Origin of the sequence: Mesorhizobium sp. M1A.F.Ca.ET.072.01.1.1 (genome assembly GCF_004023325.1) — a bacterium.
Lineage (GTDB): Bacteria > Pseudomonadota > Alphaproteobacteria > Rhizobiales > Rhizobiaceae > Mesorhizobium.
Genome location: NZ_RZSF01000020.1, coordinates 19,601 through 41,779, shown reverse-complemented (window position 1 = coordinate 41,779; position 22,179 = coordinate 19,601). Strand labels below are relative to the sequence as shown.

Genomic DNA, 22,179 nt, shown 5'->3' with positions numbered 1-22,179 from the left:
CTGCCAGCACCGGGTCGCGATGGTTGTAGAGGTCGAGCACACGCTCCGCCAGCGCATCGCTGGGCGTCGGCAGCGCCTGCGGCGCCCAGCCGAGCACGGGTGCTGCGCCACGGATCACCAGCGGGGTCGATGGCCCGACCGCCAGCCCGCCGAGCTTGGCCACTCTTTCACCTGCCGGCAGGCTGGCTATCGCGCGGTTCAGCCAACCGGTTGTGGCGTTGCCAGGGCCCGGCAGGCCGCTCTCCAGCACATCCTGGCCGTCGAAATGCGAGCGCTCGCGGTAGCCGGTCGCGGCCGCGTGCACCGCAGCCGCCTGACCTGCCTTGAACAGCCGCGCGAACACCGGCATCGCGGGATTGATCGCGAAGAAGCTGTCGAGCGGCAGCGCCGCATTGGCGCCGGAGAGCGACAGCGCGATGTCGCCATGCAGGCCGGCATAGTCGGGGTCACCGAGCGGGCCGATCGTCGACAGCCCATCCAGCGCGCCGCGCAATATGATGACGATCAGGCGCGGATCGCGATGGTCGGCGGCGCGGGCGAAGCGTGGCAGATAGGCCCAGGCAAACAGCGCGCCGCCTGTCATCAGCAAGGCGCGCCGAGATGGATTCGGCGTTTCACTAAGAAGACTCATGCCGCTTCTCCATTGTTCACCGGCGTTGAAATTCCGGCGCCATCAGCAGCAGCGCCAGGCCTTGCTGCTTGGATTCGGCGCGCGCGATCGCTTGGCGCGTCTCGGCCGAGGCGGAGGCGCCGATCACGGTGGAAAGCATGTCATCGGGATCGCCGATGTCGCTCGCCTGACGAGCCGCTTGCCAGGCGATGTCGAGGCGCGTCTTGAGGCCTTCGGCGGACGCCCAGCTATCCGTCCGGTCGGAAAAGCCGTTCGGCCCGGGCGGTTGCCAGAGCGGCTCGCCCAGCGCCCTTAGCCAGCGCAGCGTTCGTTGCGGCTCTTTCCCGGTGGTGGAGCCGATCGCCCGCCGGACCGCTACGGCATAGTCCAACGGCGAGCGCAATTTTGTCAGCGGCAGCGACCAGGCTTCAGGCAGATCGATCAGGGCCAGCGCCAGCGCGCGCAGGTCGCCGTCCGTCTTGGTGAAGATCTCGGCAAGGCGGTCGACTACAGCCGCCGGCGGATCGTCGGCAATGAAATGGCGGGCAAGCTTGGTAGCGATGTGGCGCGAGGTCGCCGGCTGGCGGGCGATGTCGTTGAGCGCGGCCTCGGCCTGGCCCATGCCGCCGGCCGGGTAGGTCTTGCCGAGCAGCACCGCCTCGCCAGGCTGATGCGCATTGGCGTCGAACACAAATGTGCCGGGCTCGCCCAGGCGGCCCTTCCGTCCGGCCATCGTCCAGCCGGTGAGCGCTCCCGCGAAACTCGTGACATCCGCCTGGCTATAGCCGCCGTCGACGCCCAGTGTGTGCAATTCCAGGATCTCGCGGGCGAGGTTCTCGTTGAGGCCGCGGCCGCGTCTTTTTCCGGCGCGCGAATCCGGTCCGGTCGATTGTCGGTTGTCGAGGTAGAACAGCATCGCCGGGTGATGCTCGACGGCCAGCAGCATGTCGGCGAAGCGGCCGAGCACGAAGGGGCGGACGGCCTCGCGCTCGAAAGCGCCGGCGCAGGCCCGCACGAGCTGGCCCTTGGCGGTCGAGACGCAGAAATGGTTCGACCAGAAACCGACCAGTCTTTCGACAAAGCCGGGTGCCGCACCGAGCGCCTTGTCGAAACGGGCTTGCGCTTCATCGCGATAGATGTCGGCCTCGACCGGCGGCACGCCTGACTTGCGTTTTGCCTCGGCTGAGCCGTCCGAAGTGTCTGCCGCAGGCTGCATGGCGGGCGCTGGCTTCTCCCGCGCTGCCTTGCGCTCCGCGGCGGCGGCCATGCTGGCCTGGATCGCGGCGGTGCTGTCCAACAAGCCGGCATTTTTTGAATCGTCGGCCGAGACAAGCGCGACATCCAACAGCTCGAGCTCGGCCTTCAGATAACCGCGCGCATCGGCCGCAATCTTGCCGAGATCGTCACCAGGTTTCGCGCCAAGCCCGAAGCGGTTGAGCGCGACCAAGGCTGGATCGGGCGGAACGGCATTTGGAACGGATAGAGCCAACAGAGCCTCCGTCGCGGACCGACGCAGGTCGCGTCGGCGGCAATATCCACGGTCGAAAGGCCTTATGACGCCGGAGTCGGCATGATGAGGCCGGCAGGGGCTTACCAGCGGCGCCAGTAACGATCGCCGTGCCACGGACGCCAGGCCGGGCCGATATAGACACTTGGGCCACCCCAGTAATAATAGCCCGGATAGATCACGCGGCGGTTGGGCACGCAGCGACCCCACCGGTTGGGGTGCCAGCCGGGGCCGCAGCCCCAGGCCACATGCTCGACAATCGCAGGCGCCGCAACCGGCGCGATCGGCATTGCCGAGGCTGCACTTGCCGCGGCAGTCCCGCCGATGGCAAGCGCAGCCGCAACAGAATATTTCGTCAGACCATTCATGGGATACTCCGAAGTTTCTCGAGGTTGAACCGGCCACGTCGCGTTCGCGTGGCGGCAGGCGTGTCCCTCTTTTTCTTTGAACGGAGACGGCCGGCGCTTTCCGTCGCTCTTATGGCGTATTTTTTGCCGGGATCGGCCGCTGCCTGCCGACATGGCGCAGCAGGGCGTCGGCCAGCAGCTTACGGTCATCTAGCGGGCTCGACGCGGCGAATTCGACGATACGCTGTTCCAGCCGGCTGCGGATGGTGGCGTCGGCATTGCGCGCCCGCTCCAGGGCAGCGGCCAGAGCGTTGGCGTCGAGCGTCGGCTGCTGCAAGAGGTTGGCCGCCTCACGCCGCGCCTGCTGTCCGTCGAGGATGACCGCGCGCGACTCGCGCCGAACCTCGCGCAGGGCCTGGCGGAATACCTTGCGATCGCTGGCGGGAAGCTGACCGCCGGCCGATTCCAGCGAATAGCCGCCTCCGGAACGGCCGATCAGCCAGCCTGCACCGCCGGCGACGGCACCGATCAGGAAGACGTTCAGCACCAGCGATGCCGCGAAAAGACGAGCGCTCATAGGTCCTCCGTGTCGGCGTCGGGACCGGCATCGCCGAACGACGTTGCGTTGGCATCCATCACATAATGGTCGGACGTGGCATCTGGCGTGACGACGGTGACCAGCGCCAGCCCGACCACGGCGCCGGCAAGGCCGACGCCGGCAAGCCCAAAGCCCAGCCACCAAAACCGGCGGCGGCGCCCCTGGCTGAGCTGCGTGGTGGCCCTTGCGACAATCTCGCCATGCAGCGTCCGGCTTGGGGCTTCGACGTGATGGCGGTCGAGGATGACATCGAGCCTGCCGGCGGTCGCTAAGATGGCGCGACCCTCCTCGCTCTCCGCAAACAGCGTGGCGGCAGCCTGCTCGGCCCGCGGCCAGCGATGCAGGGCGCTGCCATAGGCGTCCGCAAGTGCGGTGAAGCGTTGGGCACTCATCGGCCCGTCAGCGGCCTTTCTTTCGTCAGCCATCTCGTTTCCCCTTCCACGGGTTTGACGTGGCCACCGAAGTCCCAATCGCCGCCAGTTGCTCAGTCATCGCCATCTCCGATGAGCATGGCCTGCAACGAGCGCCGGCCCCGCGCGAGCAGGCTTTCCAGCGCATCGACGCTGACCTGCATGGCGCCGGCGGCCTCGATGTTGGACATCTCCTGATAATAGACGAGCACGATCGCCTCGCGCTGGCGCGGCGCGATGCGCAGCAGCGCCTGCTGGACGCGCCGGCCTTCGTCTCCGGCGTCGGGAAGCGGTGCCTCATCCGCCGCCTCCGGCAGTTCGTACGTCACCCATTCGCGGCGCCGCCGCAGCCGGTCGTAGCAGAGGTTGAGCGCCACCCGGTGGACCCAGGTGTCGAAACGCGCATGACCCTGGCGCCAGCCCGAGGCATGATGCCAGATGCGCACGAAGGTCTCCTGGGCGACGTCCTCGGCCTCGGCGGCATCGCCGAGCATGCGGGTGGCGAGCGAAAGCAGGCGCGGCAGCTTGCGCGCCACCATCGCCTGCACGGCGGCTTGATCGCCGGCACCGATGCGCCGTACCAGTTCCTCGTCCGGATCGGCGCCCATCAATCGGGGCGCTCCCAATGATCATCGTGCTGCATAACCTCTCGGTCATTGCTCCTGATTGGGAGCGGTTTTGTGGCCCGGCCGTTCCTCGGCGCTCATCACGCCATCGCCGTTCTTGTCGAGCCTGGCGAAGCGCTTGGCCAAGAAGGCGTCGAGCTCCGATTTGTCGACGAAGCCGTCCTTGTTGGCGTCCATCCGCGCGAAGGATCTGGCCGGATCGCCCTTGGCCTTGCGCTGGGTCTGGAACGCCGTCCACTCGGCGAGGCTGACCTTGCCGTCGCCGTCGGTGTCCGCCCGCATGAAAGTCTTTTCCCGGCGCGCCTCGAACTTTTCCAGGGTGATGCCGGGCCTGGCGGAGGCGGACGCGATTGGCGCCGGCTGCGTCGGCGCGGTGGCAGGCGTCGCTGTCTGGGCGGCCGCGGCGGCGGCCTGCAGGCCAAGGGCAACGACAAATATCGAACGGCGGATCATGCTCTCGTCTCCGGTTGCGCATGGCCATTGGCAGCCACGCTTCAGCCGTTAAACGCGGCAACAGGGAAAATCCGTCGGTCGTTTCTGACGAGACAATCAGCAAGAGTCCGGCAAAAAGCCGGGCCGGAGCCGATCGGGAACGAGGGTGAGCGAAACTATTTCCGTTCGTCGACCACCATCAACTGATCCGGCTTGAAGCCGGCATGTTGCGGGGTCCACACGTCGCCATCACGATTGAACCAGTGGCACAGATACGTGCCCGAGGCAGCGCCATCACTCACCGTCATCTCCGGGCCTCCGGATTTTAGCCTGACGACGTCACCGGTCTTGAAAGTGTTGGGCATTTTGGCCTCCTTGCTAGAGACCGGGAGTTTCCCACCAACAGCGATTCTCGACAATGCCCGAGATGCGTGGCAAAGCCGCCTGGCCGCACGCGGCGCGCAGGAGAGGGCATCGTTGCAGCCGCGACGATCACTCCGGCACGCCGGCGATGCCCAGCGCCTCGACGTAGCGCTCGGCGAACACCTTGTCCAGCCACGGGTTGATCTGTCTCTGCAGGGTGAGCGTGAAGGTCGGGAACGCCTCCATCAGGCGGCGCGCCGCGGCCTGCGCCTCGTCCAGCCGGTTGAGCTTGACCAGCGCCATGATCACCACACGGTGCGAGGAGCCGTAGTTCGGCATCTCGTGCAGCGCGCGTTCTCCCCATGCCAGCGCTTCCTCGTAGCGCTCGAGCATCAGATAGCTCATCCCGATGCCGGAGAGCGCGATGCCTTTCTCGGGGTCGACCGGACTCAGCCGCATCGCCCTGTGAAAGTGCTCGATCGCCACGAGCGGGCGGCTGGAATGCGCGTTCACCCAGCCGCTGCCGGTATGGCCCTGCGCCGAATTGGGGTTGAGCAGCAGGGACCGTTCGATTGTGCTCAGCGCCATCTCGTATTCCTTCGCGCTGTAGGCGATCACCTGCGCCGCGAAGCGCAGGCTCGTGGGGTCGTCGCGCGCTTCCGCCAGCACCTCGCGCGCCATACGCGCGGCGACTCGCACATCGTCGGGCTCGTGCCAGCACTGGCTCACGGATAAGCTGCGGATATAGGCGCCGAGTGCCTTCGCCAAGGTGAAGCCCGGGTCGATGCTGAGCGCCTCGTTGGTGAGCCGGCGCACATCGGCAAAGCCTTCGCGCGTCATGCTGTAGAAGCGCGGCAGTGCGCGAAGGTAAAGGTCGTAGGCGCTGATGTACTCGGTCGGCTTCATGCGCGCCTGCTTGATCTCCTCCAGCCGGATGCTCGGCTCGACAGCGCCGACGACGCTCTCGGTCACCTTGTCCTGCAGGTCGAAGATGTCGCTAACGTCGCCCTCGAAGCGGCCGGTCCAGACATGGTGACCGCTGATCGCGTCTACCAACTGCCCGCTGATGCGCACGCGCGATCCGGCTCTGCGGATGCTGCCTTCGAGCACGTAGCGGACGCCCAGCTCGCGCCCGACCTGGCGCAGGTCGACCGCCCGGCCCTTGTAGGTGAAGGACGAGTTGCGGGCGATCACGAAGAAGGAGTTCACCCGGCTCAATCCCGTGATGATGTCCTCGACCAGCCCGTCGGCGAAGTATTCCTGGTCAGGGTCGCCGCTCATGTTGGTGAAAGGCAAAACCGCGATCGAGGGCTTCTCGGGCAGGGGAGGCGGTGCAGCCACCGAGGCGCTGGCGTCGGTCTCGACGCGGTAGGCGCGCACGGGCCGCTCGATGTTCTTGAGGCGCAGGTTGCCGAGCGGCGTGAAGCCGCAGTCGAGCTTGCCCTGGAGGTGGTCGTAGGCGGTGCCCGAGACGACCACGGTCCCGGGATCGGCGGCGCTTTCGAGGCGGGCGGCGATGTTGACCCCGTCGCCGTAGAGGTCGCCGTCCTCCTCGCAGACCACGTCGCCGAGATTGACGCCGATGCGCAAGCGAATCCGCTCTTCCTCCGGCGTCTCCGCCTCGTGTTCCGCCACAGCCTGCTGGATCGCCACCGCCGATGTCACCGCATTGACGACGCTCGCGAATTCGCAGAGCATGCCGTCGCCGGTGAGCTTGACGATGCGCCCCTGGTTCTCGGAAACCAGCGGTTCGAGGAGGTCCTTGCGGTAGGCCTTCAGCCGCTCGAGCGTGCCGCGTTCGTCGCGCTCCGTCAGGCGCGAATAGCCAACCACGTCGCAAGCCAGGATCGCTGCGAGGTGGCGCTGCGTGGTCATGGCACGGCTCAGCCAGGCGCCTGCACGCGCGCCGTCCCCCGTCCATGTCCTGCCGGCTTCCATGCGCCTCACCTGCACGGTATCCATCTTTCCCAATCTCCGCCCGTCGCTGGAACGGAGAGCAACCTGACCTTGCCCTCACGAGATTCCGCTATCCAGCTTGCGAAGCGTGGAGCGTTCAGTCGCGCGCTACAGCCAACCAACGACACGCCCACGCAGCCTCTGGGGACGCTGACGCCACTTCCAGAAGGCCGGGGATGTTGGCTGTCCTGTGTAACCGGTTGACGCCACCGTGGCGGCGCTTTTGTATCGGCATCACACCGAACATTCACGCTTGGAGGTGCTGAGGTCGGCAAGCGGCGCAATGCTGCCGTCCGACGCGGCAAGTGTTTCCGCTTGAGGCGATCTTGGGTGGGTTCATGGGCAAACCCAAATCCACTAGGGAACTGGTGCCGCTTGCGTGACTCGAACACGCGACCCCATCATTACGAATGATGTGCTCTACCAACTGAGCTAAAGCGGCCCGGGAAGCCGCTGGGCTTCCAAGATGCGCCGGTTGATAGACTCAACCGCCAGCTAATTCAAGATGGCTGGCGGCGAAATCCTGCGCTCATGCGCGGCAATTCCGTCGCTTGCCGCCGCGCGACAGCCTAAGCGCCGCGCCAGCACGGCTTGCGGGCTCGCCGGCGGGAGGCTCCGATTCCGTTGCAGGCCGATCCGGCGGCGGCGACAAAAATGTTGATTCTCCAACAAAAAACGCCGAAATGGGCATTGGATGCGTCGGCAAGGCAGCCGCCCGCCCGTTGATTGACTGGTCGCCTGCGGCTAACGATCGATAACTGTGAGCGAACGCGCAGAGGGAGCTCGCTTGGACGCCATCGAGAAAGCGATCCGCAACGCCTTCGAGAAAGGCAATCCCGAGGACCGGGCGTTTCGCGAGAAGGTCTATCGCTCGGCCTTTGCCGCGCTCGATCGCGTGCTGCAGGCCAACCCGAATGTGACGGTGGAAGCCGCCATCAACCGCCGCAAGGCGGTGCAGGCCAAGATCACCGAGATCGAATCCGAATTCCTGCCGGCTGTCCAGGCCGTTCCTGACGTGACGCTTCCGCTGGACAGCGGTCCATTCGTCGGCAACGCCGCGCCGGGGCCGGCGGTCGACACGCCGAGCCAGTCTCCCGCGCCGCCGGTGGATGCCCCGCGGGGCCCCGACCAGGCGGCACCGTCGCCGTCGATCACCGTCGACGGTCCGGTGCAGCCCGACACATCGGATGCGCCGCGCTCGCGCGTGCTGCCCCGCGTGCCCGACATCATGCCGGACGAGGCGCTTCCGAACGCGCCGACGCTTGATGACTCTCCCGGAGCGTCCATCGGCAACGGCGCCGAAGTGGCGCCGGATCGCGATGAACGGCGTATCCGTGGCCGGCGCCTGCCGCTCACCGCCATCTTTGTCGCGGCGACTCTGCTGGCGGCTGCCGGCATCGGCCTCTATTTCGCCAAGCAGACGGGCGTCTTCAAGACGGCGGCTGAACTGAACACCGGTCCGCCCGAGCCGACCCCGACGCTGGAAGACGAAGACTCCTCGCAGTCAGCCGACACCGGCTCGCCGCAAAAGCCCGGCGAGGCGGATCAGTCGAAGAACTGGATCAACGTCTTCTCGCCCAGCGATCCGACCCATGTCAGCACGCCGTCCGACGCCGCCGCCGATGTGATGAAGGACGACACCGGCCAGTTCCTGCGCGTCCGCTCGGGCGCATCCGGCTCGGCCATTGCCTTCGATGTCGGCCAGGGCGTGCTGGAAAAACTCGCCGGCAAGCATGCCATGTTTGACATCATCGCCCGCTCGGAAGAAGGCAAGGAGACGCAGATCTCGGTCGACTGCAATTTCGGCGAGCTCGGCGATTGCGGCCGCAAGCGCTATGCCGTCGGCCATGAGCGCAACGAATACCTGTTCGACGTGCAGTTCCCGAACAAGCACCCGGGTGCGGCCGGCACCATCGCCGTCAACTCCGACGTCGACAAGCAGGGCAAGTCCGTCGACATCTACGAGATCCGCGTATCGATCGCGGAGTGACCTCGGCATCGGCAGCGAGGGGCTATCTCCAGGGATGCGACTTTCCACCTCCCCTTGATGGGCCCTTGATGGGGAGGTCGGCGCGGAGCGCCGGGTGGGGTGAAGTGCCGGCAGATTTTTAACTGTCGAGCAGCGCCTGCAGCGTCTCGATCCGGTCGGCCTCGGCGGCCGGCTTGTCCCAGCGCAGCCGTGAGATGCGCGGGAAACGCATCGCGACGCCCGATTTATGGCGCGTCGAGCGGTTGAGGCCTTCGAAGGCCACTTCCAGCACCAGCCCATTCTTGCGATCGGCGCGCACCGAGCGCACCGGCCCGAACCGCTCGATCGTATGGTCGCGCACATATTTGTCGATTTGCCGCAGCTCCTCGTCGGTGAAGCCGAAATAGGCCTTGCCGACCGGCACCAGCTCTTCCGATCCCTCCGGGCCGGACCAGACCCCGAAAGTGTAGTCGGAATAGAAGCTCGAGCGCTTGCCGTGGCCGCGCTGCGCATACATCAGCACCGCATCGATCGTGTGCGGATCGCGCTTCCACTTGAACCAGGGGCCTTTCGGCCGGCCGGCAAGATAGGGCGAATCCCAGCGCTTCAGCATCACCCCTTCGATGATCGGATGCGGCGGCGCCTGGCGCAGCCGCTCCAGCGTCTCCCAATCCGAAAATTCGACCAGCGGCGAAAGGTCGAAGCGGCTGGGATCGAGCGTCTGGACGAAGGCTCCGAGCCGGGTGCGGCGCTCGGCGAAGGGGAGGCTGCGCAAATCCTCGCCGTTGATTTGCAGCGCGTCGTAGCAGCGCATGAAGGCCGGATATTGCTGCTGGATTTTTGGCGAGACGCTCTTGCGGTTCAGCCGCTGCTGCAGGTCGGAGAAGGTTCCGGTCGCCTCGCGCGGATCGCCGACCAGCAATTCGCCGTCGAGCGCCGCCTCGAAATCCATCGTCGCGGCGAGGTCCGGGAAGGCGCCGGAAACATCGTCGCCGGTGCGCGAATAGAGCCGGCGGATGCCGCCCTCGCACACCGCCTGGACGCGGATGCCGTCCCACTTCCACTCCGCCGCATAATCGGCCGAGCTTTTCCAAGTCGCCGTCGTCGACCGCGTTGGACAGCATCACCGGCCGGAACAATGCGAGCGCGGCGCTCCTCGGTTTTTCCGCCCGGCCTTCCAGCCACGCAAAGAGCGCCGTGTAGGGTGGCGTCAGCCCGTGCCAGAGCTCCTCGATCTCGACCACATCGACTTGGCCGAGATCGGCCAACGCCTGCTTGGCAAGCCGCGCCGACACGCCGATGCGCAACCCGCCGGTGACCAGCTTGATGATGGCGAAGCGCGCAGAGATGCTGGCGCTGTCGAGAAGCCTGGCGAGCACCTGCGGCCCGTCGGAGCGGCTCGCCGCCTGCAGCTTGCCGACCACTTCGGCGAGCGTCGGCGCGTGGTTCGGTATGTGGCCGGCCGGCTGCGGCCAGACCAGCGACACCGTCTCGGCGAGATCGCCGACATAATCGTAGGAATAGCCGAACAGCACGGGGTCCATCCGCTCGACCACCAGCGCGCGCAGCATCGCCGGCTTCACCGCCGCGATCGACAGATCGCCGGTGATCGCCGCCAGCGCCAGCCCGCGGTCGGGATCCTCGACGCTGCGGAAATAGTCGGTGAGCAGCGTCAGCTTGCCGTTGCGCGAAGGCGTCAGCACCAGCCGGTCGAGGAGCTCGGCGAAGCGGTTCATGCGCGACACGCCAATGACGAAAGCCGGCGCGAGGCACCCCCCTCTGTCCTGCCGGCCATCTCCCCCTCAAGGGGGGAGATCAGATGCCGCGTCGGCTTTCGCCAATCTCTCGCGTCGCGCGAGATGCGTCGGCGCTGAAACTGCCAATCTCCCCCTCTGAGGGGGAGATGTCCGGCAGGACAGAGGGGGGCGCCGTAGAACTCGGCGGCGATTGGCGAACACTGTTCCATCAATCGCCCTCGTCCTCGTAGCCCACCAGATGCAGCGGCCGCGCCGCAATGCCCTCCAGCTCGCACCAGCGCACCAGCGCTTCCTCGCGGCCATGCGTCACCCAGATCTCCTCGGCGCCCGTTTCCTTGATCGTGGCGATGAGCTCGTCCCAGTCGGCATGGTCGGAAATGATCAGCGGCAGCTCGACGCCGCCCTGCTTGGCGCGCTGACGGATGCGCATCCAACCTGAAGCGAAGCAGGCGATCGGGTCGGGGAAGCGCCGCGCCCAGCGGTCGGCGAAGGCGGCCGGCGGCCCGACGACGATGGCGCCTTCGAAATCGGCCTTGCCGCCGCTTGCCACCGTCGCTGGTTCGAGTTGCCCCAGATCGATGCCTTGGCTCTGGTAATATTCGCTGAGCTTGGCGAGCGCGCCGTGGATGTAGATCGGCCTGTCGTAACCGGCCTCGCGCAGCAGCCGCATGACGCGCTGCGCCTTGCCCAGCGCATAGGCGCCGATCAGGTGCGAACGCTCGGGAAATTGCATCGCCGATTTGAGCAGGCGCGCGATCTCCTCATGGTCCGGCGGGTGCCGGAACACCGGCAGCCCGAAGGTCGCCTCGGTGATGAAGACATCGCAAGGCACCGGCTCGAACGGCAGGCAGGTAGCGTCCTTCTGGCGCTTGTAGTCGCCGGAGGCGACGATGCGCAGGCCCTGATGCTCGACGACGATCTGCGCCGAACCCAGCACATGCCCGGCCGGATGGAAAGTGACGGAGACGCCGTTGATATCGATCGTCTCGCCGATGACGGCTGCCTGCGTGGTTTCGGCGAAATCCTCGCCATAGCGCAGGCCCATGATGTCGAGCGTTTGCTGGGTGGCAAGCACTGAGCGGTGGCCTGAGCGCGCATGATCGGAATGGCCGTGCGTGATCAGCGCGCGGCTGACCGGCCGCACCGGATCGATGAAGAAATCGCCTGGCGGACAGTAGAGCCCTTCGGGTCGTGGCTTGAGCAGGTCGCTGGCGCGCATGGCCTTGAACATAGTGGCTAAATTCGACGCGGGAAGCCTGTTGCAACAGACTGCTGACTCGTCCTACAGCCGGCCGCCGGTTCGCACACCGGCGGGATCAATGGAACCATGAAACCACTTCAGGCCTCGTCCGGCGATTTGAACGCCGACCGTCGCGCCGACTTTGCCGAGATGCTGCTGGCCTCCGGCGAGCCTGCGCAGGCGGCGGAGCTTTTGCTTGGCGCGCTGGAACTGGCGCCGCAATGGACGGCGGGGTGGTTCCGGCTCGGTGAAATGCAGGAGGCCGCACGTTTTCCCGACCAAGCCGCCCACGCATGGGCGATGGCCATGAAGCTCGATCCCGCGGACCGGCTGGGTTCCGCGCTCAAGCTGCAGCTGATCGGCCATGCGCTGGCGGCAGCGGCTCCGCCCAGCGCTTTCGTCGAGACCCTGTTCGATCACTATGCCGACAATTTCGAGCAATCGCTGGTCGGGAAACTCGGCTATCGGATGCCCGAGTTTCTCGAGCGCGCCATTCGCGCGGCGAGCCCGGGCCGGTTCCGGCTGGCGCTCGACCTCGGCTGCGGCACCGGCCTGATGGGCGAAAGGCTGCGCCCGATCGTCGACCGGCTGGAAGGCTATGACATTTCGAGCAGCATGTTGCGGAAGGCGCGCGCCAAAGGCATCTACGACCGGCTTTCCAAGTCCGATCTCCAGCATTTTTCTCGACCCGACGCGAAAGCCGACCTCGTGGTCGCCGCCGACGTGTTCATCTATGTCGGGGCGCTCGAACGCATTGTTGGAGCAGTTGCCGACAGTCTGGTCGATGAAGGGCTCTGTGCGTTCTCGGTCGAGACATTTGCCGGTGGCGATGACTTTGCATTGCTGCCCTCGCGGCGCTACGCGCATTCCGAGGCTTATGTGCGGCACGTTCTCGCCGACAGCGGGTTTGCGATCCTGTCGCTGGAAAGCACGACCATCCGGCATGACCGCGGCGAGGCCGTAGGAGGCCTTGCTGTAATAGCCCGTCGCAGGCCGGCGGAATGAGGGCGACGGCTGCTCGCGAAAAAGCCCGAATCGCGTGTCGGCTTAGGCTTGGGCGATATGGCACGGAGAATTACCATGCGCTGGACCATGGCTGTGTTGGCATCTTGCCTGATGACGGCCGGCTGCGTTGGCGGCACTTCGATGGCGGAGCGCCAGGACGAAAACGTCCAATCCTCGCTGCAATATGACAGCGTGCCCTGCGACCAGCTGCTGGCCAATCGCAACGCGCTGGCGCAGCAATACAATCTGCCGGTCACCGCAAAACCGGCTTTCTCCAATCCGGCGATGGGTTTTGGCCCGTTCACGCCGGACATGCGCTCCAGGGCGCAGCGCGACAGCGACAAGGCGAGCGGCGAGATCGACGCAATGAACCGTTCGATCGAACGGCGCGATTGCGGCAAGCCGAAGAAGAAGGACAAGTTCGCGCTGCCGGGCTCGAAGCCGGCGTCTGCTCAGTAACCCGCTTCGCGATCGACGACGTTTTCGAGCTTTTCGCCGCGCTCGAAGGCAGCCATTTGCCGAAGCATGATCGGCACCAGATGGGCCGGGTCCGAGGTCGCCGCCGCATGCGGCGTCACGAACACTTTCGGATGGCTCCACAGCGGGCTCGTCTTGGGCAGCGGCTCGACCTCGAACACGTCGAGGCTCGCTTCCTTCAGCGTGCCGTCGTCCAGCGCGCGCAGGATGTCGGCATCCTTCTGCAGCCGCCCGCGCCCGGCGTTGATCAGCACCGAGCCGCCGAGGCCGTTGCGTTTGCGCAATTCCTTCAGAACGGCGTAATTGACGATGCCTTGCGTGCGCGGCGTCAGCGGCAACAGCACCACCAGGATGTCGGTGGCGTTGAGGAAGGGGATCAGCCCGCCTTCGCCGGAATAGGTCGAGACCCCCTGCATGGGGTGCTCGGTGCGCGACCAGCCGTTCACGGCGAAGCCTAGCGCCAAAAGCACCGATGCCGCGGCGCGGCCAAGGTTGCCGAGACCCATGATGCCGACGGAGATGTCGCCGGCCGGGCGTTGCGGCGGCTCGTGCCAGGTCTTCTTCTGCTGTTGCGCTCGGTAGAGCATGCCCTGGCGATGGTGGTCGAGCACGCGCCAGACGACATATTCGGTCATGTATTGCGTGAGATTGTCGGCAACGACCCGGACGATCGGCACCTCGGGCAGGCTGGGGTCGGCGAAGATATGGTCGACGCCTGCGCCGATCGAGAAGATGGCGCGCAAATTGGGCAGCGACGACAACAGATTCGGTTTCTGCTTCCACACCACTGCATAAGCGATCGAGGGATCGCTCGGACCATCAGGCTCCAGCACCACCTCGCGCTCGGCCGCGAGCAGTTCGCGCCAGCGCTGCGGGTGAAAGCCGGTGAGGGCAAGCAAGACTTTGCCTTTTTCCATTCGCGCAGTGTCTTTCCTGTGTTTCCAGCCTACTCGCTGACGACCCCGGTCGGTGCCGTTTCGATCCGGAACGCGGCCGAGATCAGCGCCCTCGTATAGTCGGTTTGCGGGCGGTCGAAAATCTGTTCGGACGGCCCGGCTTCGACGATCTGACCATTGCGCATGACGATCACGTCGTTGGCAAGGGCGCGGATGACCTTCAGGTCGTGGCTGATGAAGAGATAGGCGAGGTTGTGCCTGGCCTGCAGGTTGCGCAACAGATCGACCACCTGCGCCTGCACGCTCATGTCGAGCGCCGAGGTCGGCTCGTCGAGCATGACGAAGCGCGGGTTGAGCACCATGGCGCGTGCGATGGCGACGCGCTGGCGCTGGCCGCCCGAGAATTCATGCGGATAGCGGTGACGCGTCTCCGGGTCGAGACCGACTTCCTTCAGCACCTCGACGACCTTGTCGTCGCGCTCATCGGGCGAGAGTTTCGGCGCGTGGATCTTCAGCCCTTCCTCGATGATCTCCGCGACCGACATGCGCGGGCTCAAGGATCCGAACGGGTCCTGGAAGACGATCTGCAGTTCGCGCCGCAGCGGCCGCATGGCGCTGAAGGAAAGCTGGTTGATGTCGCGCCCGTTGAAGTTGATCGCGCCCGTGGACGAGATCATCCGCGCGAGCGCTAGGCCGAGCGTCGTCTTGCCGGAGCCGGATTCACCGACGACGCCGAGCGTCTGGCCGGCGCGCACGGTAACGTCGATGCCGTCCACCGCCTTCACATGGTCGACGGTGCGGCGGAAGAAGCCCCGCTTGATCGGGAACCAGACCTTGATGTCCTTGCCGGTCATCACCGCCGTGGCATCGGCATTCGCCGACGGCGGCTTGCCCTTCGGCTCGGCGGCCAAGAGGTGCTTGGTATAGGCGTGTTGCGGGTTGGCGAAGATCTCCTTGGTCGGCCCGGTCTCGACTATTTTGCCCTTGGTCATGACGCAGACGCGGTCGGCGATCTTTCTGACGATGCCGAGGTCGTGGGTGATGAACAGCATCGACATGCGCTTGCGGCTCTTCAGGCCGGCGAGCAGTTCGAGGATCTGCGCCTGCACGGTCACGTCGAGTGCCGTCGTCGGCTCGTCGGCGATCAAGAGTTCCGGCTCGTTGGCCAAGGCCATGGCGATCATGACGCGCTGGCGTTGCCCGCCGGAGAGCTGGTGCGGATAGGCATCGAGCCGCTTCTGCGGGTCGCGTATGCCGACCTCGGTGAGCAGCTCCAACGTGCGAGCGTGGGCCTGGCGATCGCCCAGCCCCTGATGCAGCTTCAGCACCTCGACGATCTGCTGCTCGATCGTGTGCAGCGGATTGAGCGAGGTCATCGGCTCCTGGAAGATCATGGTGATCTTGTTGCCGCGCACGCCGCGCAGCGTCCTTTCGTTGGCGTGGAGCAGGTCGGCGCCGTGGAACAGGATCTTTCCCGAGGGGTGGCTGGCCGACGGGTAGGGCAACAGCTTCAGCACCGAGAGCGCCGAGACCGATTTGCCGGATCCGGATTCGCCGACCAGCGCCACCGTCTCGCCCTTGCCGATGTCGAAGGAGACGTGGTCGACGGCAATCGACTGCTTGCCGCCTTGCGCGAAGGCGACACTCAAATCGCGGACGGAAAGCAGAGGCTCGCTCATTTGAACGTCTTGCGCGGATCGAAGGCATCGCGCGTCGCCTCGCCGATGAAGACCAGCAGCGACAGCATCAGCGAAATCACGATGAAGCCCGAGATGCCGAGCCATGGCGCGTTGAGATTGCGTTGCGCCTGCTTCAGCAATTCGCCGAGCGAGGCCGAACCCGGCGGCAGGCCGAAGCCGAGATAGTCGAGCGAGGTCAGCGTCGAGATCGAGCCCGAGAGCAGGAAGGGCAGGAAGGTCAGCGTCGCCACCATGGCGTTGGGCAGGAGATGGCGGAACATGATGGTGAGGTTGGGCACGCCAAGCGCGCGCGCCGCGTTGACATATTCGAAGTTGCGCGCGCGCAGGAACTCGGCCCGCACTACGCCGACCAGCGCCACCCAGGAGAACAGCAGCATCAGGCCGAGCAGAATGAAGAAGCCGGGCGGCAGGATGGCGGAGACGATGAGCAGCAGATAAAGCACCGGGATCGCCGACCAGATCTCGATGAAGCGCTGGAACAGAAGGTCCGTCCAGCCGCCGAAATAGCCTTGCACCGCGCCCGCCGCGACGCCGATCAGCGAGGAGCCGAGCGTCAGGATCAGCCCGAACAGCACCGAGATGCGGAAGCCGTAAAGCACGCGTGCCAGCACGTCCCGCGCCTGGTCGTCGGTGCCCAGCCAATTCCAGTTGCCGACGACGCAGTTGGGATCGGCTTCGCCCTGCGGATACTGGCTGCAGCGCGTCTTCTTGTCGTAAAGCCATGACGGCTTGGCGGGTGCGGCTTCAGGGATGGCGTTGTTGACCGTTTGGTAGGAGTAGCGGACCGGCGGCCAGATCATCCAGCCATTGGCATTGATCTCGTCCTGGATCACCGGATCGCGATAGTCCGTGACGGCATAGAAGCCGCCGAATTTCTCCTCCGGATACGCGACCAGCACCGGAAACAGGATCTCGCCCTTGTAGGAGGCGATGATGGGCTTGTCGTTGGCGATCAATTCGGAAAACAGCGACAGCACGAACAGCAACAGGAAGATCCACAGCGACCAGTAGCCGCGCCGGTTCGCCTTGAAGTTTTGCAGCCGCCGCTGATTGAGCGGCGACAACCACGGCCGGGCGGCGCGGGCCGGCTTGGTTTCTGCCGAAGCTGCCGTCATCAGACGTCTCTCCGCTCGAAATCGATGCGCGGATCGACCCAGGTGTAGATCAGGTCCGAGAGCAGGGCGACGAACAGGCCGAGCAGCGAGAAGATGTAGAGATTGGCGAAGACCACCGGATAGTCGCGGTCGATCACCGACTTGAAGCCGAGCAGGCCGAGCCCGTCGAGCGAGAAGATGTTCTCGATCAGCAGCGAGCCGGTGAAGAAGGCCGAGATGAAGGCTCCCGGGAACCCTGCGATAACGATCAGCATAGCGTTGCGGAAGACATGGCCGTATAGCACCTTGCGCTCCGAGAGACCCTTGGCGCGCGCCGTCACCACATATTGCTTGCGGATCTCCTCGAGGAACGAGTTCTTGGTCAAAAGCGTCGTCGTGGCGAAGGCCGACAGCACAAGCGCGGTCAGCGGCAGCGTCATGTGCCAGAAATAGTCGATGATCTTGTCCGGCCAGGACAACTGGTCCCAATTGTCGGAAACGATGCCGCGCAGCGGGAACCAATCCCAGAACGAGCCGCCGGCAAACAGCACCATCAAAAGGATGCCGAACAGGAAGCCCGGGATGGCGTAGCCGACGATCACCACGCCGCTCGTCCAGACATCGAAGGTCGAGCCGTCCTGCACCGCCTTGCGGATGCCGAGCGGGATCGAGATCAGGTAGGAGAGCAGCGTGATCCAGAGCCCGATCGAGATCGACACCGGCATCTTTTCCAGGATCAGGTCGAGCACCGAGATGTCGCGGAAATAGCTGTCGCCGAAGTCGAATCGGGCATAGTTCCACAGCATCATGCCGAAGCGCTCGAGCGGCGGCTTGTCGAAGCCGAACTGCTTTTCGAGCTTCTTGATGAATTCGGGATCCAACCCTTGAGCGCCGCGATACTTCGAGCCGACATCGCCGGCGACGTCGAAATTGGTGGCGCCCGCGTCGCCACCGCCGCCGCCCAGGCGATCGGTGCCGCCCTGATTGGTGAGCTTGGCGATGACCTGCTCGACCGGGCCGCCCGGCGCGAACTGGATGACGGCGAACGAGATCGCCATGATGCCGAACAGCGTCGGGATCATCAGAAGGATGCGGCGCAGGATATAGGCGCCCATCAGATGTTGCCCTCCTTGGGGAAGACCACTGTATCTGGAGGTGCCCCCGAGGCAATCGCTTCAGACCAATTGTCGGCGTCGGCGCCGCCCCTCATCGTCCTGCCGGACATTTCTCCTCCTATAGTGACGGGGAGAAAGGGGCTGGCCGCAATCTCGGCACTTTCGCCACGCCGCTTGTGATTGGCGAAACCAAAGATGAAGGCTTCCCTCTCCCCGTCACTATACGGGGAGAGGATGCCGGCAGGCAGGTGAGGGGCGGCACCTTCGCCCGCATGAAAGTCACCCTTTGCCAATTTTCGCCGCCTTGCCCTTGTCGACCCACCACAGCGCTTCGACCGGAAAGCCGAAATCGGGCTTCTGCTCGGGAAAGCCGAACATGTCCCAATAGGCGCTTCGGTGATTCGCCAGATACCAACTTGGAATCCAATCGCGCCGAGCGCGCAAGGCCCGATCGAGCGCCCGCATGGCGACGGTGAGGCTCTCACGGTCCTTGGCCGCGCCGACGGCGTCGATCAGCGCGTCTATAGCCGGACTCGCTATGCCCGGCAGGTTCCGAGAGCCTGAAACCGACGCGCTTCGCGAATGGAAGAAGATCTCGAGGTCGTCGCGTGTCGGCGTGGCGCTGAAAGAGAAGGCGGCCGAGATCAGATCGAAATCGAAGGTCGATTGCCTAAGCTGGTATTGGGCGGAATCGACCAGCCGGATCGAAGCGTCGATGCCGATCGCCTTCATGTTGGCGACCCAGGGCGAATACACCTGCACGAAGGTCTCGTCTTCCACGAGGAACTCGGCGGGCAGCCGCGCGCCCTTGTCGTTGACGACGAAATCGCTGGAGCGTTTCCAGCCGGCTTCGGCAAGCAGCTTCGCCGCCTTACCAAGCAGTTTGCGGTCACGTCCCGAGCCGTCCGAGGCTGGCTGCGTCACCGCTTCGCCGAAGGCCTCCGGCGGCAGCTTCTCGCGCAGGGGCTGCATCAGCGCGAGTTCTGGCGGCGGCGGCACGCCTTCGGCGCGAAAATCTGATTTCTCGAAGCAGGATTGCGAGCGCTCATAGGAGCCATAGAAGAAATTGCGTCGCGTCCATTCGAAGTCGAAGCAGAGCGCGATAGCCTGCCGAACGCGCGGGTCCTGGAACTGCGCGCGCCGTTGGTTGACGGCTGTCGCCTGCATCGACGGCACCGTCTCGGCCGGGAATTCGTGCTTCACCACCCTGCCGGCGGTAAAGGCCGGAAAGTTGTAAGCCGTCGCCCAGACGCGTGAGGTGAATTCCTCGCGATAGAGGATCTCGCCCTTCTTGAAGGCCTCGAAGCCGGCCGTGCGGTCCTGGTAGAATTCGATGCGGATACGCTGGAAATTGTTCTGGCCGCGGTTGACCGGCAGGTCGTTGCCCCAATAATCGGCCACCCGCTCGTACTCGATCCAGGCGCCCGCCGACCAGCGCCCGACCTTGTAGGCGCTTGAGCCGAGCGGCGGGTTGAGCTGGGACGAATCGAAGGGGTTGGCCGTAAAGAAGGCCTTCGACAGGATCGGAAACGCGACGACGTTCAGGATGGTACGGGCCGATTGCTTGCCGGAGAACTTGAGCTCGACCGTATGGGCGTCCTTCACCACCGCGTTGTCGAGATGCGTCAACGACAGCGAATAATCCGGATGCCCCTTGTCCTTCAGCAGTTTGAAGGTGAAGGCGACATCGTCGGCGGTGAGCGGCGTGCCGTCATGGAAGCGCGCCTGCGGGCGCAGCGAGAAGGTGAAGCCGTTGCGGTCGTCGGAAATTGTGACCCCGTCGGCGATCAGCCCATAGACGGCGTCAGGCTCGTCGAGCGCCCGCACCATCAGCGAATCGAAGCACATTTCCATGCGCTGCGGCGCATCGCCCTTGGGCACGAAGGAGTTCAGCGTGTTGAACGTCAAAGGGCTCTGGTTTTGGCCCCAGTTGGGCGGCGAGAAATTGAAGGTGCCGCCTTGCGGCGCATCGACGTTGACATAGTCGAAATGCGCGAAGTCAGGCTTGTATTTCAAATCGCCGAACGCCGACAGCCCATGCAATTTGACACCGGTCGGGGTCTGGGCGAAAGCCCGACCCGGCAGCAGCGCTGCGGCAGTCGTCGCCGCGCCGAGCGCCAGGAAGTCGCGACGAGGAAGCAATGTCTGCCGCCTCATCAGTTGCCCCTGTATTTGGCGGTCAATGCCTTTTCCTTCGCCGTATCGATCCACCAGGAGTCGATATCGGCGCCACGGTAGCTGGGCTGCTTTTCGGGCATGCCGAACTTGTTCCAGTAGGCAAGCCAGACCACCGCCCGGTAGTATTGCGGCACGGTATAGTAGTTCCACAACAGCACGCGATCGAGCGCATGAGTGGCGGCGACGAGATCGTCGCGGTCGGTGGCGAAGATGACGCGGTCCACCAGCGCGTCGACGACCGGGTCCTTGATGCCGGAGTAATTGCGCGAGCCGGGTGAATCGGCGGACTTCGAACTCCAGAAATCGCGCTGTTCGTTGCCGGGCGAATCCGACTGCTGCAGCACGTTGGTGATGACGTCATAGTCGAAATTGTTGACGCGGTTGACGTACTGGCTGGGGTCGATGATGCGCAGCGTCGCATCGACGCCGATCTTGCGCAGATTGGCGATATAGTTGCCGGAGAGGATCTGATCCGTGTCGGACGTGCCGAGGATCTCGAATTTGAACGGCGCGCCGCTCTTGGCATTCATCATCTTGCCGCCCTTGATCACCCAGCCGGCCTGGGCGAAGAGGTCGACAGCCTGCTTCAGATATTTCCGCTCCGCTTGCGGTGAGTCGTAGACCGGCAGCTTGAATTCCTGGGTGAAAAGTTCAGGCGGCAGCTTGTCGCGATACTTCTCCAGGATTTCGAGTTCCTTGCCTTGCGGCAGACCGCTCGACGCGAGTTCCGTACCTTGGAAATAGCTTTGGGTGCGCGTGTTGGAATTGAAGAACAGCGTTCGGTTCATCGTCTCGAAGTCATAGGGATAGGTCAGCGCCTCGCGGACCCGGCGATCCTGGAACAGCGCCCGGCGCTGGTTCAGCATGAAGGCCTGCATCGGCTCCGGCGAAGTGGTCTTGAATTCCTTTTTGATCACGTCGCCGGCGTTCACCGCCGGAAAGTTGTAAGCCGTCGCCCAGCGCCGCGAGCTGTTTTCGGCCTTGATGTCGTCTAGCCCGCCCTTGGTAAAGGCCTGCCACGCAGCATTCTCGTCCAGGATGTAGGTGAAGCGCTGGGTGTCGAAGTTCTCCCGGCCGATCTTCACCGGCAGCTTGGCGCCCCAGTAATCAGGCACGCGCCGCCAGACGATCTCGGAACCCGGCTTGAAGCTGGCGATCTTGTAGGCGGCTGATCCCAGCGGCGGCTCGAGAGTCGGCCTGGTGATGTCGCGCTTCTTGCCGCTGGCATCGGTGCCCTCCCACCAGTGCTTCGGCAGGACGACCAGATCGCCGATAATCTTGGGCAGCTCGCGGTTGCCCTTCTGGTTGAAATGAAACTCGACCTCGCGGTCGGAAATCGCCACCGCGTCGGTAACGTTCTCGAAATAGCGGTTGTATTGGGGGGCGTTGGCCTTCAGCACCTGGAACGACCAGACCACATCGTCGACGGTGATCGGCTGGCCGTCATGCCATTTCGCTCGCCGGTCGAGCCGGTAGGTCGCAGAGGAATAGTCGGGCGGGTATTTATAGGCCTCGGCAACCAGCGGGTGGCTGACGCTGCCCTCGTCGGTCGCCTGGTCCATCAGCGTGTCGTAGAGCAGGCCGCCGCCGAACCCGGCGAGCCCCGCGGCCGGCGACCCCGGCACGATATAGGGATTGAAGCTGTCGAAAGTGCCGACAACGACGGAGTCGTGGGCGCCACCCTTGGGAGCGTCCGGATTGACATAGTCGTAGCGTTGGAAATTTTCGCCGTATTTGGACGGGCCGGTCAGCGAGGACGTGGTGTGCCACTCATCAGCGAGGCTGGCCTGCAGGCTGGCGGCGAAGGCGATCGCCAGCATCGATGCGAAAAACGTCCGGGAGCGGCCGACCGTCATGCGTTCTCCTCGTCGCAACAGTACCCACCGGCAATCTAGATCA

General features: G+C 64.9%; 19 protein-coding genes, 1 tRNA gene and 2 pseudogenes. 3 read left to right on the top strand and 19 right to left on the bottom strand.

Annotation, left to right across the window (positions count from 1 at the left end):
• The 10 genes and pseudogenes from EOA32_RS05360 to EOA32_RS05315 all read right to left on the bottom strand — a co-directional run.
• Positions 1 to 631: pseudogene (locus tag EOA32_RS05360) on the bottom strand (DUF1501 domain-containing protein); the annotation flags it as partial.
• Positions 632 to 647: 16 nt separating this feature from the next.
• Positions 648 to 2,099, bottom strand: coding sequence for a DUF1800 family protein (locus tag EOA32_RS05355; RefSeq protein WP_128371083.1), 1,452 nt, complete (start codon positions 2,097 to 2,099; stop codon positions 648 to 650).
• Positions 2,100 to 2,200: 101 nt separating this feature from the next.
• Positions 2,201 to 2,485 carry a hypothetical protein gene (locus EOA32_RS05350; RefSeq protein ID WP_095828039.1) on the bottom strand — a complete coding sequence of 95 codons (285 nt, stop codon included), beginning with the start codon at positions 2,483 to 2,485 and terminating at the stop codon, positions 2,201 to 2,203.
• Between the two features lie 109 nt (positions 2,486 to 2,594).
• Positions 2,595 to 3,041 (bottom strand): periplasmic heavy metal sensor, encoded by a 447-nt coding sequence (locus EOA32_RS05345; protein ID WP_067003693.1) that lies wholly within the window; start codon positions 3,039 to 3,041, stop codon positions 2,595 to 2,597.
• A complete protein-coding gene (locus EOA32_RS05340; RefSeq protein WP_128371082.1) occupies positions 3,038 to 3,487 on the bottom strand; it encodes a hypothetical protein in 450 nt (149 codons plus the stop codon). The genes EOA32_RS05345 and EOA32_RS05340 overlap by 4 nt, the downstream gene beginning before the upstream one ends.
• A 59-nt stretch (positions 3,488 to 3,546) precedes the next feature.
• Positions 3,547 to 4,080: an RNA polymerase sigma factor gene (locus EOA32_RS05335; RefSeq protein ID WP_128371081.1), complete on the bottom strand. Its 534-nt coding sequence runs from the start codon at positions 4,078 to 4,080 to the stop codon at positions 3,547 to 3,549.
• 45 nt (positions 4,081 to 4,125) lie between these two features.
• A complete protein-coding gene (locus EOA32_RS05330) occupies positions 4,126 to 4,551 on the bottom strand; it encodes an acid-shock protein (RefSeq protein WP_128371080.1) in 426 nt (141 codons plus the stop codon).
• A gap of 155 nt (positions 4,552 to 4,706) precedes the next feature.
• Positions 4,707 to 4,895, bottom strand: coding sequence for a DUF2158 domain-containing protein (locus tag EOA32_RS05325; protein ID WP_067003764.1), 189 nt, complete (start codon positions 4,893 to 4,895; stop codon positions 4,707 to 4,709).
• 127 nt (positions 4,896 to 5,022) lie between these two features.
• Positions 5,023 to 6,855, bottom strand: a complete 1,833-nt coding sequence (locus EOA32_RS05320; protein ID WP_245499163.1) for an adenylate/guanylate cyclase domain-containing protein — start codon at positions 6,853 to 6,855, stop codon at positions 5,023 to 5,025.
• A 360-nt stretch (positions 6,856 to 7,215) separates the two neighbouring features.
• A tRNA-Thr gene (locus tag EOA32_RS05315) sits at positions 7,216 to 7,291 on the bottom strand.
• A 345-nt stretch (positions 7,292 to 7,636) separates the two neighbouring features.
• Between EOA32_RS05315 and EOA32_RS05310 the strand changes: the two genes are divergently transcribed.
• The gene (locus EOA32_RS05310; protein ID WP_128371079.1) at positions 7,637 to 8,839 is read left to right on the top strand and encodes a hypothetical protein; all 1,203 of its coding nucleotides are present in this window, start codon (positions 7,637 to 7,639) and stop codon (positions 8,837 to 8,839) included.
• Between the two features lie 118 nt (positions 8,840 to 8,957).
• On the opposite strand, the pseudogene EOA32_RS05305 reads toward EOA32_RS05310, so the two are convergent.
• Together EOA32_RS05305 and EOA32_RS05295 are read right to left on the bottom strand one after the other, a co-directional pair.
• Positions 8,958 to 10,554, bottom strand: a pseudogene (locus EOA32_RS05305) (cisplatin damage response ATP-dependent DNA ligase).
• A gap of 229 nt (positions 10,555 to 10,783) precedes the next feature.
• Complete coding sequence (locus tag EOA32_RS05295; RefSeq protein ID WP_128371085.1) at positions 10,784 to 11,794, bottom strand: ligase-associated DNA damage response exonuclease; 1,011 nt, start codon at positions 11,792 to 11,794, stop codon at positions 10,784 to 10,786.
• A gap of 108 nt (positions 11,795 to 11,902) precedes the next feature.
• Here EOA32_RS05295 and EOA32_RS05290 point away from each other — a divergent pair, with 108 nt between their 5' ends.
• Together EOA32_RS05290 and EOA32_RS05285 are read left to right on the top strand one after the other, a co-directional pair.
• A complete protein-coding gene (locus EOA32_RS05290) occupies positions 11,903 to 12,820 on the top strand; it encodes a methyltransferase domain-containing protein (protein ID WP_128371078.1) in 918 nt (305 codons plus the stop codon).
• A gap of 75 nt (positions 12,821 to 12,895) precedes the next feature.
• The gene (locus EOA32_RS05285) at positions 12,896 to 13,279 is read left to right on the top strand and encodes a hypothetical protein (protein ID WP_066996215.1); all 384 of its coding nucleotides are present in this window, start codon (positions 12,896 to 12,898) and stop codon (positions 13,277 to 13,279) included.
• On the opposite strand, the gene EOA32_RS05280 is transcribed toward EOA32_RS05285, so the two are convergent.
• From EOA32_RS05280 to EOA32_RS05250, 7 genes are read right to left on the bottom strand one after another with little or no spacing between them, the layout of a single operon-like run.
• Positions 13,273 to 14,214: a glyoxylate/hydroxypyruvate reductase A gene (locus EOA32_RS05280; protein ID WP_128371077.1), complete on the bottom strand. Its 942-nt coding sequence runs from the start codon at positions 14,212 to 14,214 to the stop codon at positions 13,273 to 13,275. The genes EOA32_RS05285 and EOA32_RS05280 overlap by 7 nt on opposite strands.
• A gap of 29 nt (positions 14,215 to 14,243) precedes the next feature.
• The gene (locus tag EOA32_RS05275; RefSeq protein ID WP_128371076.1) at positions 14,244 to 15,872 is read right to left on the bottom strand and encodes an ABC transporter ATP-binding protein; all 1,629 of its coding nucleotides are present in this window, start codon (positions 15,870 to 15,872) and stop codon (positions 14,244 to 14,246) included.
• Positions 15,869 to 17,008 (bottom strand): ABC transporter permease, encoded by a 1,140-nt coding sequence (locus EOA32_RS05270; RefSeq protein WP_066996224.1) that lies wholly within the window; start codon positions 17,006 to 17,008, stop codon positions 15,869 to 15,871. The genes EOA32_RS05275 and EOA32_RS05270 overlap by 4 nt, the downstream gene beginning before the upstream one ends.
• Positions 17,008 to 18,102: a microcin C ABC transporter permease YejB gene (locus tag EOA32_RS05265; protein ID WP_066996227.1), complete on the bottom strand. Its 1,095-nt coding sequence runs from the start codon at positions 18,100 to 18,102 to the stop codon at positions 17,008 to 17,010. The genes EOA32_RS05270 and EOA32_RS05265 overlap by 1 nt, the downstream gene beginning before the upstream one ends.
• Positions 18,102 to 18,395: a hypothetical protein gene (locus EOA32_RS05260; protein WP_066996230.1), complete on the bottom strand. Its 294-nt coding sequence runs from the start codon at positions 18,393 to 18,395 to the stop codon at positions 18,102 to 18,104. The genes EOA32_RS05265 and EOA32_RS05260 overlap by 1 nt, the downstream gene beginning before the upstream one ends.
• Positions 18,382 to 20,259: an extracellular solute-binding protein gene (locus EOA32_RS05255; RefSeq protein ID WP_128371075.1), complete on the bottom strand. Its 1,878-nt coding sequence runs from the start codon at positions 20,257 to 20,259 to the stop codon at positions 18,382 to 18,384. Before EOA32_RS05255 ends, EOA32_RS05260 begins: the two co-directional genes overlap by 14 nt.
• Positions 20,259 to 22,136 carry an extracellular solute-binding protein gene (locus tag EOA32_RS05250; RefSeq protein WP_128371074.1) on the bottom strand — a complete coding sequence of 626 codons (1,878 nt, stop codon included), beginning with the start codon at positions 22,134 to 22,136 and terminating at the stop codon, positions 20,259 to 20,261. Before EOA32_RS05250 ends, EOA32_RS05255 begins: the two co-directional genes overlap by 1 nt.
• Between the last annotated feature and the right edge of the window lie 43 nt (positions 22,137 to 22,179).

Coding starts and splice junctions, on each gene's coding strand:
- EOA32_RS05320 (WP_245499163.1), bottom strand. CDS start 6,855: ATGGATACCGTGCAGGTGAGGCGCATGGAAGCCGGCAGGACATGGACG.
- EOA32_RS05265 (WP_066996227.1), bottom strand. CDS start 18,102: ATGGGCGCCTATATCCTGCGCCGCATCCTTCTGATGATCCCGACGCTG.
- EOA32_RS05285 (WP_066996215.1), top strand. CDS start 12,896: ATGCGCTGGACCATGGCTGTGTTGGCATCTTGCCTGATGACGGCCGGC.
- EOA32_RS05290 (WP_128371078.1), top strand. CDS start 11,903: ATGAAACCACTTCAGGCCTCGTCCGGCGATTTGAACGCCGACCGTCGC.
- EOA32_RS05350 (WP_095828039.1), bottom strand. CDS start 2,485: ATGAATGGTCTGACGAAATATTCTGTTGCGGCTGCGCTTGCCATCGGC.
- EOA32_RS05295 (WP_128371085.1), bottom strand. CDS start 11,794: ATGCGCGCCAGCGACCTGCTCAAGCCACGACCCGAAGGGCTCTACTGT.
- EOA32_RS05255 (WP_128371075.1), bottom strand. CDS start 20,259: ATGAGGCGGCAGACATTGCTTCCTCGTCGCGACTTCCTGGCGCTCGGC.
- EOA32_RS05280 (WP_128371077.1), bottom strand. CDS start 14,214: ATGGAAAAAGGCAAAGTCTTGCTTGCCCTCACCGGCTTTCACCCGCAG.
- EOA32_RS05335 (WP_128371081.1), bottom strand. CDS start 4,080: ATGGGCGCCGATCCGGACGAGGAACTGGTACGGCGCATCGGTGCCGGC.
- EOA32_RS05270 (WP_066996224.1), bottom strand. CDS start 17,008: ATGACGGCAGCTTCGGCAGAAACCAAGCCGGCCCGCGCCGCCCGGCCG.
- EOA32_RS05250 (WP_128371074.1), bottom strand. CDS start 22,136: ATGACGGTCGGCCGCTCCCGGACGTTTTTCGCATCGATGCTGGCGATC.
- EOA32_RS05340 (WP_128371082.1), bottom strand. CDS start 3,487: ATGGCTGACGAAAGAAAGGCCGCTGACGGGCCGATGAGTGCCCAACGC.
- EOA32_RS05330 (WP_128371080.1), bottom strand. CDS start 4,551: ATGATCCGCCGTTCGATATTTGTCGTTGCCCTTGGCCTGCAGGCCGCC.
- EOA32_RS05345 (WP_067003693.1), bottom strand. CDS start 3,041: ATGAGCGCTCGTCTTTTCGCGGCATCGCTGGTGCTGAACGTCTTCCTG.
- EOA32_RS05275 (WP_128371076.1), bottom strand. CDS start 15,872: ATGAGCGAGCCTCTGCTTTCCGTCCGCGATTTGAGTGTCGCCTTCGCG.
- EOA32_RS05325 (WP_067003764.1), bottom strand. CDS start 4,895: ATGCCCAACACTTTCAAGACCGGTGACGTCGTCAGGCTAAAATCCGGA.